Raw genomic sequence first — 12,772 nt, 5'->3', positions numbered from 1 at the left:
TCGTGCGAGCCTGACCATTTTGTGCCTCGCCGCAAACTTTACAGAAACGACTGCTTTTGTTTTCCGTGACTTTTGCCCCAAAGCGGCGGATTCCCTGACTTTGTAGGACAATAGCCTGACGCCTAGTGTAAACTTCCAAAAGGCCGTGTCATCCGACGGGCTTGATCCATGCGCGCGCGGCAGGGTCCTCCGCTTATCCAGATTGTCAAAGAGCCTGTCCCGCGCTTGGCGCAGGACCGGTAGGGAAGATAGGCGATTGGGGTTGGTGTAGGAAAGGGATTTTCGGGTGGTGGGTTTGGGGGTTGTTGTAACGACTCCCAAAGCCGAACACCCCTCATTCCCACCAATGAGAAATTACGCAATTATAGTGACGTAGCGTAATTGGTTATTGCCAACAAACTTTGTTGCTGTTCTTGTGCTGCCGTTATCGGCGACGATTTCGGGAGAGGCTGACATGCGGATATTTGTTACCGGTGCATCAGGGTTCGTTGGCGGCGCTGCAACCAGCGCTCTGGTCGCGGGCGGGCATGAAGTGCTGGCCATGTCCCGGTCTTCGAAATCCGATATTATGATCAGGAAACTGGGGGCGGTGCCGATACGCTGTGACCTCGAGAATATCACGCCAGACCATATTGGCAATTGTCAGGCCGTCCTGCATTGCGCCGCCTTTGTCGAAGCCTGGGGGCCAAAGGACGCATGGTACCAGGCCAATGTGGTGGGCACCCGAACCATGCTGGACCGGGCGATGACAGCCGGAGCCTCGCGCTTCATCCATATCGGTACCGAGGCGGCTATCTGCCATGGACAGGATCTGCACGATGCGGATGAGACTGTGCCGCTGGCGCCCGATTCCCCCTATCCCTATTGCGCGACGAAGGCACAAGCCGAGCGGCTGGTCCGCGATGCGAACCGGGATGGCTTTGCCACTATCGTGCTGCGGCCGCGCTTTATCTGGGGGCCGGGAGATACCACCCTGCTACCGATGATCGAAGCCATGGCCGGGGCTGGCAAATGGATGTGGATCAACCATGGCCGGGCGATGACATCGACCACGCACATCGACAATCTGGTCCATGCGATCAAGCTGGCGCTGACCAAGGGCATTGGCGGTGCGGCTTATTTCATTCTTGATGACGGTATCATCAGCATGAAAGGCATGATCACGGCGATGGCGAAGACGCGCAATCTGACTTTGTCCGATACATCAATTTCAACCTGGCTGGCGGATTTGCTTGGTCGAAGCGCGGAAGCCGTCTGGCGCGGACTGAATCTGAAAAGCGATCCGCCGCTTACCGCCCATGCGGCGATGGTGATGTCACGCGATTGCACGCTGAACGGTCACAAGGCAGCAGCGGAGCTGCACTATCAGCCGGTGATATCCCGAGCGGAGGGTCTGGCCGCGCTCTAGTAATTACGGTGATAGCCAACTCAATTCACCAGCCTATCCAGAGTGAATTGCCGCACTGTCACCATATGGACCGCCGCGCGGGTCGCTAGCTCGGGCCTTCAGCCATGGTCAGCTCATATGTGAGATACATGCCTTTACCGTCCGTGGCAGTGGACGGGCCGAGCAATATCAGCACTGGCTTTTCATATTTTCTTCTCTTGCCCGGGTCTCGCAAATCCATGTCCGTGATCTTGCTCATCTCTATACTTCCTTGTGACTGGCCCCATGTGACTGGACTCATATGATTGGGTGTTGTCGGGCAGTGGGGCGGCGCAGCCCTGTTTTGACGATGATCGGGATTGCCGCGACAGGCGCAGCAATCCCGGACCCTGACTCACTCCCACCAATAGGCGGCGCGTTTCCTGTCGCCGGTCACCACTTCGTTCATCGTCAGCGGATCATATAGCCGGCCGTTGAGCATCACGCGGTTGATCTTGTCGCTGTTGCGGATATCGGCGGTCGGGTCGGCATCGAGGACGAGCAGATCGGCGAGCTTGCCGACTTCGAGCGAACCGATTTCGCTGTCCATGCCGAGCGACTGAGCGGAGGTGATGGTCCCGGCCGAAAGCGCTTCCAACGGGCTCATGCCGCCGCGGACAAAGGACCAGAGTTCCCAGTGGCTGCCGATACCGGCTTGCTGGCCATGCGCGCCGATCGAGACTTTCACGCCGGCCTTGGCCAGTTTCCTGGCTTCGCGGGCATTGTCATCATCGACGAAATTGCTTTCCGGTGCGGTGGTCCGGCGGACCGTATCTGCCGCCAAGATGGTCGGTGGCGTGTGGACGAGCAGGGGGTTTTCCCAGACATTGGTCGCCTGACGCCAATAGGGATCGCCGGCCAATCCGCCATAGCTGACCACCAGGGTCGGCGTGTAATTGGTGTCCGACTGCCCAAACATCTGCACGACGTCTTCGTAGAAAATCTCCAGCGGGATATTATGTTCCAGCGTCGAATTGCCGTCGGCGATCAACGCCATGTCCATGCCGAACAGCGAGCCGCCTTCGGCGACGACCAGCATATCTTCCTGTCGCGCCGCCTCGACCACCTGCTGCCTTTGTTCGCGGCGCGGCTGGTTGTAATTCTTGACGCTATGGCCGCCTTGTGCCTTCAGGCGGCGGACATGGGCGAGCGCGTCGTCGAGATTGTTGATCTCGGCATAAACGTCGGCGGCTTTCGCGCCGTAGACAATCTCGCCGGTCGAGAAGATGCGCGGGCCGAGGATCAGCCCGGCGCGCTGCATTTCGCCAGCGACAAAAATCTCGCTGGCACGGCTGGATGGATCGTGGATCGTGGTGGTGCCGAGCGCCAGATTCTGCAGCAGCGACCAGTTTTGTTGCGGCACCAGCTCGTCGCTGCCCTGCGGACCATGGGCATGGGCGTCGATCAGGCCGGGGATGATGGTCTTGCCGGTGACATCGACGGTCGCTGCGCCAGCGGGGATGCTGACGGTGCTGCGCGGGCCGACCGCAGCGATGCGGTTGCCCTGGATGACGATCACGCCATCCTCGATGATGCCGCCATCGCTACCCGCCATGGTGACGATCCGCGCGCCGGTGAGGACGACCGTTCCAGACGGTTTCTCTGCTGCAATCGTCCGCTCGAGCGAGACGCCGCTGGTCGGCGGCTGATATTTGGGCGCGTCCTTCGCGGCTGGCGCATTGGGGAACAGCGCGCTGGTCGTTGCCGAATAGACCGTAGAGCCAATGCTCCAGTGGAGCTTCTGGCCGCCGTCGGACCAGTTGATATAGTCCGCGCCATTGGCGCTGACCCTTGTCACCGGCAGCGATGTGCTGGTCGGACTGACCTCGACCGCCTGAGTGCCGGGCATCAGCGGCATGACATAGGCTTCGTAGCTTTCCCGGAAGGCCACATTCAGGCCATCGGGCGACACGATATAGTCATTGGTGAGATTGCCCTTGGCATGGACATGCCTGGCTTCGCCGTTGATATCGGTGCTGATCAGGATGCGCTGGTCATCCTCGCTGTCGAGCATGAAAATCCGGTCACTGGACGCGCCATATTGCGGTCCGGCGGTGCCCTTTGCCACGCGCACCGGCGCGCCACCGGCAGCGGCGACCCGGTAGACACCATCCTCCACCGACCAGTTTGGCGAGGTCATATAGCCGCCTTCCTTCATCTCGAAGACAATGGTCTTGCCGTCGGGAGAATAATGCGGACGGGCATAATGGCCGGGCCGGTTGGTGACGGTGCGCGGCGATCCGCCGCTTGCTGAAACGGTCCTGATCTGGCCCAGTCCGGCATCGGTCCAGCCGACATAGACAAGCGAACGGCCATCGCGCGACCAGGAGGGGAATAGTTCCAGTTCCGAACCGCTGGTCAGCCGCTTGGCCGCGCCGCCCGCCATCGGCTTGCTGTAGAGCTTGCCGAGGCTTTCAAAGACAACGGTTCGTCCATCGGGCGACACCGCGGCAAAGCGCGGCATCTTGGTGGTAAAACTGTCCGGTCCGACCGGGATTTTCGGGTGCGGAGCATTGGCGACGCCGCGGGTGTCGCTGACCTGAAACGGGATGATCGACGAGATGCTGCCATCGGCCGCCACCCGGCGGATCTTGCCGCCGGCCCAGAACACGATCTCGCGGCTGTCGGGGGTCCAGTCCATATTCGGATAGACGCCGGTGACAGCCCAGGTTTCCTGCACATCCTGATCGAGGTCGTCATAGACCTTGCGTTCGACCCCGGATTCCAGATCCTTCACATAGAGTTTGGATTGGGTCATCTCGCGGCGAACGAATGCGATCTTCTTGCCATCGGGAGACGGATTGGGGCGCACGGACCCGCCGAGACCCGAAACCGCCGTGGTGACCTCACCGGTTTCCATGTCATATTTTTCAATGTTGAACAGGTCGCTATTGCTGTCCTGGGCATAGATGAAGGTGCCGCCCGGGGTGATATTTCTGGTGTAATAGACCGACTTGCCATCGGGCGCGTAGATCGGCTCGCCGAGTTCCTTCTGATGCTTTTCGCTGGGCTTCTTGACCAGCTGCACCCCGCCGCCGCCGGAGACATGATAGATCCAGATTTCACCGGTGCCGAGCGAACGCTGGGTGGTGAAATGTTTCTTGGCCACAACATAGCGGCCATCGGGACTCCAACTCGGCTGGTTGAGCAGGCGGAATTCTTCCTTGGTCACCTGCTTCTTGTCGCTGCCGTCGCGGTTCATGATCCAGATATTGTCGCCGCCACCGCGATCCGAGGTAAAGGCGATGCGCTTGCCATCCGGCGAAAAACGCGGTTGCACTTCCCAGGCGAGGCCTTCGGCGATCCGGGTCGGCGTTCCGCCAGCGATCGGCATGGTGTAAATATCACCGAGCAGGGCAAAGGTGATGCTGCCGCCGTCGGGGCTGACATCGACATCGATCCAGCTGCCTTCGTCGACGTTGATCGGCACCTGTTTGATAGTCGCGCCAGTTGGTGCGTTGACATCCCATTTGCTCTCTGCGGGCTTGTCCTGCGCGAACGCAGCCCCTGAAAAAAGCACCGTCGCAAGAACCGTAACAAGACTATATTTCATGATTTTCCCCGAGATCAAAACATATCATTATCGATCGTCTATGACAGTTTTTCCTCGGAAGAAACAAGGAACATGGCCAAACGGCCTAAGTTTTGAAACCAAAATGCCGGTGATAGCTTTCCACCACCTGGGCCAAGGTCGACAAGGCCAGTGTCGCAGGGTCCCGGGTCGACGGGATCAGGCCGATTGGCGCAACCATATTTGCCATCTTTTCTACCGGAACACCAATGTCGGCCAGATATTGCAGCCGCTGTGCATGGGTCTGGCGGCTGCCCATTGCCCCCACATAGAAAGCGGCAGAAGCCAAGGCCTGCTTCATCAATGCGGCCTCCCAGTCATGGTCATGAAAATAGAAAATGCAGGCGGTCCATGGATCCGGATCGAGCAGCGTCGTCGCTTGCGGCGTTTTCAGCAGATCGGCTGTCATCGCCAGACCCTGGACTGCGGCGATCACGGCGGAGTCTGGCGACAAGACCGCACAATCAATGCCATAGCTGCTGGATAGTCTGACCAGGCTTTCGACCGATGGCCCGTGTCCCAATATATTCAGCTTGGCAGCGGGAATATGATGCACCAATATCTGCGCACCCGCTCGCTCGACCGCGCTGCTGTGTGCCAGTTGCGCTTCACAGCGAATGCCGTCGCTATCGAGAATGATCGTCAAGGGCTCGCGGCTTTTGACCCGATCGAAAATATCGGCAACGATCGCGCGATCCGCTATCGGGGTGAACAGCAGGTCGATGCCGCCGCCGCATGGCAAGCGGATATCGAGATAGGGAGAACCGGCACCGAATCTTATCTCGCGAGCCGCCCCGCTTTTGAGCACGTCCAGCGCTTCGGCGACCACGGCGGCCTCGACGCATCCGCCGGAAAAAGAGCCGGCTGACGAACCATCTTCTGCCACGGCCATGTGCGTACCCGGGTTGCGAGTCGACGCACCAGTGACCGCAATCAGCGTGATCAAGACCATTTTCTGGTTCGCTTCCGCTTTGACCCGCAGAAAATCGAAGATGGGCAAAATATTGTTCAAACGTGATTGTCCTGCCGCTTACCGATATGGATCTGACTAAGAGGTCCATGCCTCAAACAGGCAAATGGGGCAATCTCCATGGGGTCTGAAGGCAAGAAAGCGGGTTGCCGCGCCGCTATTTTGATGATGACCATGGCTTTGAAATTGCTTCCCAATTCAGCCAAATCAACCGGCTATTCCTGCCGCGTCTGGATAGGCGCGCAATGTTTCTTTTCCCGCATGTATAATTCTTATCTTCAAAATACGTGAAATTCCATCTAGGAGAACTTTAATTACAAAAATTGTATCGAAATATAAGGACGGAATATGAGTTTCCCGCCACGTCAAGGCCTGTACGATTCAAACAACGAGCATGACGCATGCGGCGTTGGTTTTGTCGCGAATATCAAGGGCGAGAAATCGCATCTCACGGTTAAACGTGGCCTCGAAATTCTGGTCAATATCGATCACCGCGGTGCCGTTGGCGCCGACCCGCTATTGGGTGACGGCGCCGGGATATTATTGCAGATTCCTGACGCACTTCTGCGGGATTGGGCGGATTCGAAAAAGCTAACCCTGCCGCCGGTTGGCGACTATGCTGTAGCGATGTGCTTCCTCCCGGCGGATCCGGCAGAGGCGGAATATGCGACAGCGCATTTTGAGCGTTTCATCGCCAAGGAAGGCCAGATTTTGATTGGCTGGCGCGACGTCCCGATCGACACAAAGGGCATCGGTAAAGCCGTCCTCGCCCAGATGCCGCTGATTCGCCAGGCGATCATTGGCAAAGGCGAAAACCTCGCCGATCAAGACGCATTCGAACGCAAGATTCTGGCGATCCGCAAACAAGTGCATAATCCGCTCGATGGCATTGCTGAAAAAAATGCAATGCCCGGTCTGTCCGAATTTTATATGCCGTCCTTTTCGACCCGCACCATAGTCTATAAAGGCCTGTTGCTCGCCGACCAGGTCGGGTCCTTCTACAAGGACCTGCTCGATCCCCTCACCACGTCCGCCGTGGCAATGGTCCATCAGCGCTTCTCCACCAATACATTCCCGTCGTGGAAATTGGCCCACCCCTATCGGTTTATCGCGCATAATGGCGAGATCAACACCGTCCGCGGCAATGTCAACTGGATGAACGCCCGTCGGCGGACCATGGAATCCGATCTGTTGGGCGCCGACCTCGACAAAATGTGGCCACTCATCCCGCACGGTCAATCCGATACAGCCTGCCTCGACAATGCCCTGGAGCTGCTTGTCGCAGGCGGCTATTCCCTGCCCCACGCGGTCATGATGCTGATCCCGGAAGCGTGGGCGGGCGATCCGTTGATGGATGCTGACCGGAGAGCCTTTTACGAATATCACGCGGCCTTGATGGAGCCATGGGATGGCCCTGCCGCCGTCGCCTTTACCGACGGCCGCCAAGTCGGTGCTACCCTGGACCGCAATGGCCTGCGCCCTGCCCGTTTCTGCGTGACCGATGATGGCCATGTCATCATGGCATCAGAATCCGGTGTGCTTCCGGTCAAGGAAGATAATATCGTTCGCAAATGGCGATTACAGCCCGGCAAAATGCTGCTCATCGACATGGAGCAGGGCCGGATCATTGAAGATGAAGAGATCAAGGCCGATCTCGCGAAAGCCAAGCCCTATGCAAAATGGCTGGAATCAACGCAGTATAATCTGAAAGATCTGGATCTCGAAGATCTCGACGATGTTGCTGCGCCGGATGCGAATGAACAAGGCAATCCTGCATCACTGCTGGATCGCCAGCAAGCGTTTGGCTTTACCCAGGAGGATGTCACCAAATTCCTCGAGCCCATGGCCACCGATGGCCAGGATCCAATCGGATCCATGGGGACCGACACGCCGATTGCTGTCCTTTCTAGCAAACCCCGGCTGCTATACGATTATTTCAAACAGAATTTTGCCCAGGTCACCAATCCGCCGATCGATCCGATCCGCGAAGAACTGGTGATGTCGCTTGTCTCGATGATCGGGCCGCGGCCCAATCTGCTCGGTCATGACGCCGGCACCCATAAACGGCTCGAGGTTGACCAACCTGTGCTAACCAACGCCGATTTGCTGAAAATCCGATCTGTTGAGGATGCGCTGGATGGCGCATTTCGAACCGAAACCATCGACATTACCTGGGACGCCGAAAGCGGTGCAGCGGGTCTTAAAATGGCAATCAAGGAAATGTGCTGGGCAGCAACGGAAGCGGTGCTCGCCGACCGAAATATTCTTATTCTTTCCGACCGCGCCAAAGGCCCGGACCGCATCGCAATGCCGTCCCTGCTGGCGACAGCGGCGGTACACCATCATTTGGTCAGGCAGGGCCTGCGGATGCAGACCGGTTTGGTTGTTGAAACGGGAGAAGCCCGCGAAGTGCACCATTTCTGCGTGCTGGCAGGATATGGCGCGGAGGCGGTCAACCCCTATCTGGCCTTCGAAACGCTTGAGGAAATTCGCGTCCACCGCGAACTGCCGCTGACCACGCAACAGGTCGAGCAAAATTATATCAAAGCCATCGGCAAAGGTATTTTGAAAGTCATGTCGAAAATGGGCATCTCGACTTATCAAAGTTATTGCGGGGCCCAGATTTTTGATGCGGTTGGTCTCTCCAGTGAATTTGTTGAACAATATTTCACCGGAACGGCGACGATGATTGAAGGCGTCGGGCTAGCGGAGATCGCCAAGGAAACCGTGGATCGGCATAGCCAGGCTTATGGCAATAATCCGATTTACAAGAACATGCTCGATGTCGGCGGTATCTATGGCTTCCGGCTGCGCGGCGAAGAGCACGCATGGACTCCTGCCAATGTCGCGAATTTGCAGCATGCTGTGCGCGGCAACGACCCGAAAAATTATGCGGAATTCGCCAAATCGATCAACGAACAGAGCGAACGTTTGCTCACCATTCGCGGGTTGATGGAGCTTACCAAGGCCAATGAACCGCTTGATATCGATCAGGTCGAGCCAGCGACCGAGATCGTAAAGCGCTTTGCCACCGGCGCGATGAGCTTCGGTTCGATCAGCCGGGAAGCGCACACCACGCTGGCGATTGCGATGAACCGCATTGGCGGCAAATCCAATACCGGAGAAGGCGGCGAAGAACCGGATCGATTCATACCCATGGCAAATGGCGATTCAATGCGCTCTGCGATCAAGCAGGTTGCCAGTGGCCGTTTTGGCGTCACCGCCGAATATCTGGTCAATGCCGACGATATCCAGATCAAGATGGCGCAGGGTGCCAAGCCGGGCGAAGGTGGACAGCTGCCCGGCAGCAAAGTGGACAAGAATATCGGCAAGGTGCGCCACTCGACGCCAGGCGTCGGCCTAATTTCACCGCCACCGCATCATGACATCTACTCTATCGAAGATCTGGCGCAGCTGATCCACGATCTGAAAAATGTAAATACCGGAGCCCGGATTTCGGTGAAACTTGTTTCCGAAGTGGGTGTCGGCACGGTTGCCGCAGGCGTATCCAAAGCGCGTGCCGATCATCTGACCATTTCCGGCTATGACGGCGGCACCGGGGCTTCTCCCCTGACCTCGCTGACCCACGCCGGCTCGCCATGGGAAATTGGTCTGGCCGAGACGCAGCAAACATTGCTGTTGAACGGACTGCGCTCGAGAATATCGGTTCAGGTCGATGGCGGCCTGCGTACGGGCCGTGATGTTGCCATTGGCGCTCTGTTGGGTGCCGATGAATTTGGCTTCGCCACGGCGCCGCTGATCGCCGCCGGTTGCATCATGATGCGCAAATGTCATCTCAACACCTGCCCGGTCGGCGTTGCCACGCAGAATCCGGAACTGCGCAAGAAATTCACCGGACAGCCAGAATATGTGATCAACTATTTCTTCTTCGTAGCCGAAGAATTGCGCCAGATCATGGCCGAAATGGGCTTCCGGACGATCGAAGAAATGGTCGGACGCGTTGACAAGATCAACATGAACAAGGCGCTGCACCATTGGAAAGCGGAAGGTATCGACCTGTCCCGCTTGCTGCACCAGGTTGATCTACCGGAAGGGGAAACGCTGCATCAGACAATGACGCAGGATCACGGGCTTGATGCTGCACTGGACAAAGACTTGATCGCTGCAGCGGCGCCGGCTCTGGAAAATGGCCAGACCGTCAAGATTGAACGGAAAGTGAAAAACGTCAACCGCACCGTCGGCGCCATGCTGTCGGGTGAAGTTGCGAAAATCTATGGCCATGTTGGTCTGCCGGCCAACACCATCCAGTTGGTTTTTGAAGGCGTGGCGGGCCAGAGCTTTGGTGCCTTTCTGGCCCACGGCATCAGTGCCGAATTGACCGGCGATGCCAATGACTATGTCGGCAAGGGCCTTTCCGGTGGCCGGGTGGTTGTCAAACAGCCCGCCCATGTTGATCGCAATCCAGCTGAGAATATCATTGTTGGCAATACGGTTCTCTATGGCGCGGTCGCCGGCGAAGCCTATTTCAACGGTGTTGCCGGTGAACGTTTTGCAGTCCGCAATAGCGGCGCGGTCGCGGTGGTCGAAGGCACTGGCGATCATGGCTGCGAATATATGACCGGCGGCGTCGTAGCGGTGCTCGGCAAAACGGGGCGCAATTTCGCAGCCGGCATGTCCGGCGGCGTTGCCTATGTTTATGACGAAGACGGCCTGTTCCGCCAGCGCTGCAATATGGCAATGGTGGATATCGAGACAATCGATCCGAACCCCGATGATGGCGAAGGTACAAAATCGCCCCATCAGCTTCCGGTCGATGTCAATGATTATGGCATGGGTGACATGCTCTATCATGACGCGGCCCGACTGCGGATATTGTTGGAGCGTCACAAACTCTACACCGGCAGCAAGCGGGCCAGTGACATTCTTGATAATTTCGAAGATGCTCTGGGTCGTTTCGTGAAAGTGATGCCGCGCGATTATGCTGCGGCGCTGAAACAGCTCGAAGCAGAGCATCTCGAGACGATCGAAGCTGCAGAATGAACGAAAATATTGGAGTAGACCGTGGGTAAAGTAACAGGCTTTCTCGAAATTGATCGCGAAGAAGCGACTTATGCTGATCCAAAGGAACGGCTGACACATTATCGGGAATTTACCATCCCGCTTCCGGAAAAGGAGCTCAAGGACCAGGCAGCGCGCTGCATGGATTGCGGCATTCCCTTTTGCCATAGCGGTTGCCCGGTGAACAATCTCATCCCGGACTGGAATGATCTGGTCTATGAAGGCGACTGGAAAGCGGCGCTTGAATCGCTGCAATCAACCAATAATTTCCCGGAATTTACCGGTCGCATCTGCCCGGCCCCTTGCGAAGCCAGTTGCACGTTGAATATCGACGACGCGCCGGTGAATATCAAATCGATCGAATGCTCCATCGTTGACCGCGGATGGGAAGAAGGCTGGATCACGCCGCAAATAGCCGAAGAAAAGACCGGCAAGTCGGTCGCGGTTGTCGGTTCCGGCCCGGCAGGTCTGGCCTGCGCCCAGCAGCTGGCCCGCGCCGGACATAGCGTCACCCTGTTTGAAAAAAATGACCGGATGGGCGGCTTGCTTCGCTATGGCATCCCCGATTTCAAAATGGAAAAACATCTGATCAACCGCCGTCTGGTGCAGATGGAAGCCGAAGGCGTCGAATTTCGCACCAGCGCCGAAGTCGGTGTGACCGTTTCGATGGAATCGCTGCGGGAAAATTATGATGCCGTGGTAATGTCTGGTGGGGCTGAAAAGCCACGTACACTCGATATTCCCGGCTATGAAATGGCCGGTGTTCGCCTGGCGATGGAATTTCTCGCGCAACAGAATAAGCGCAACGCCGGCGACGATGAAATGCGGGCCGCTCCGCGCGGCACCATTACCGCGACCGGCAAGCATGTCATCGTCATTGGTGGCGGCGACACCGGATCGGACTGTGTCGGCACCTCCAATCGTCAGGGCGCCGCTTCGGTCACCCAGATTGAAATCATGCCCAAGCCGCCGGAGAAGGAAGACAAGACTTTGTCATGGCCTGACTGGCCGCTGAAGCTGCGCACGTCATCCAGCCATCTGGAAGGCTGCGATCGTGACTGGGCCATTTTGACAAAACGCGTAGTCGGCACCAACGGCAATGTCGAAGGCCTGAAATGCGTTCAAGTCGAATGGGTTGACGGCCAGATGCAGGAAATCGCCGGCAGCGAATTCACGCTGAAAGCCGACCTGATCCTGCTGGCGATGGGCTTTGTCGGCCCGCGCAAGATGGGGCTTGTCGATCAGTCGGAAGTCGAGCTCGACGCGCGCGGCAATGTCGCGGCCAATGTCCTGGATTATAGCACCAGCAAGCCGGGAATTTTTGCCTGCGGCGATATGCGCCGCGGCCAGAGCCTGGTCGTATGGGCGATCCGCGAGGGCCGGCAATGCGCCCGCGCGGTCGACCTGCAGCTGATGGGCCGGAGCCTGCTTCCGCGCTGAACGGGAGCTTTGGCGAAAGCAGCGTTGGAGAGTGTGGCAGGCCACGGCCTGTCCCCTCCCACCAGCAGCATAGAGGTTTTGCAGGGGCGTTGCCCTAGTAGGCCGTTTTTCAGCATCCATTGGATCGATCAGCGAGTGCTGAGCATGTGCTTGCTGGCCCGATACTTTCACACAGACGCAAAAAAGCCTCACTGGTTGCCAGCGAGGCTTGTGACGTTTGAATGCGTTGTTTGCGGGAGCGGGATTGATCGGCGTTGCCGATGATCTGCGCTTTGCTCCGGTTGGACAAGGCGCAGGTGACGGAGGAAGCGGGGGGACCGATGCGGGGCATCGTTCCAGAGCCGAG

The 12,772-nt window shown here is 57.7% G+C and carries 6 protein-coding genes; 3 read left to right on the top strand and 3 right to left on the bottom strand.

All coding sequences use genetic code 11. The annotated features are described in order from the left end of the window. Positions 1 to 454 precede the first annotated feature (454 nt). Complete coding sequence (locus V7665_RS11580; protein WP_335664695.1) at positions 455 to 1,408, top strand: NAD-dependent epimerase/dehydratase family protein; 954 nt, start codon at positions 455 to 457, stop codon at positions 1,406 to 1,408. An 85-nt stretch (positions 1,409 to 1,493) separates the two neighbouring features. Here V7665_RS11580 and V7665_RS11575 read toward each other — a convergent pair whose 3' ends face one another. The 3 genes from V7665_RS11575 to V7665_RS11565 form a co-directional block, all read right to left on the bottom strand. Then, positions 1,494 to 1,646 (bottom strand): hypothetical protein, encoded by a 153-nt coding sequence (locus V7665_RS11575; RefSeq protein WP_335664694.1) that lies wholly within the window; start codon positions 1,644 to 1,646, stop codon positions 1,494 to 1,496. Between the two features lie 135 nt (positions 1,647 to 1,781). After that, complete coding sequence (locus V7665_RS11570) at positions 1,782 to 4,979, bottom strand: amidohydrolase family protein (protein WP_335664693.1); 3,198 nt, start codon at positions 4,977 to 4,979, stop codon at positions 1,782 to 1,784. Positions 4,980 to 5,064: 85 nt separating this feature from the next. After that, positions 5,065 to 6,009 carry an XdhC family protein gene (locus tag V7665_RS11565; protein WP_335664692.1) on the bottom strand — a complete coding sequence of 315 codons (945 nt, stop codon included), beginning with the start codon at positions 6,007 to 6,009 and terminating at the stop codon, positions 5,065 to 5,067. A 306-nt stretch (positions 6,010 to 6,315) separates the two neighbouring features. On the opposite strand from V7665_RS11565, the gene gltB reads away from it, so the two are divergent. Together gltB and V7665_RS11555 are read left to right on the top strand one after the other, a co-directional pair. Then, positions 6,316 to 10,968 (top strand): glutamate synthase large subunit, encoded by a 4,653-nt coding sequence (gene gltB / locus V7665_RS11560; RefSeq protein WP_335664691.1) that lies wholly within the window; start codon positions 6,316 to 6,318, stop codon positions 10,966 to 10,968. Between the two features lie 21 nt (positions 10,969 to 10,989). Beyond that, positions 10,990 to 12,426 carry a glutamate synthase subunit beta gene (locus V7665_RS11555; protein ID WP_335664690.1) on the top strand — a complete coding sequence of 479 codons (1,437 nt, stop codon included), beginning with the start codon at positions 10,990 to 10,992 and terminating at the stop codon, positions 12,424 to 12,426. Positions 12,427 to 12,772: the final 346 nt, after the last annotated feature.

It is taken from the genome of Parasphingorhabdus sp. (genome assembly GCF_036964675.1).
In the GTDB taxonomy this organism is placed as follows: Bacteria; Pseudomonadota; Alphaproteobacteria; order Sphingomonadales; family Sphingomonadaceae; genus Parasphingorhabdus.
Note: the sequence above shows the minus strand (reverse complement) of the source record. Positions and strands in the feature narration are given on the sequence as shown.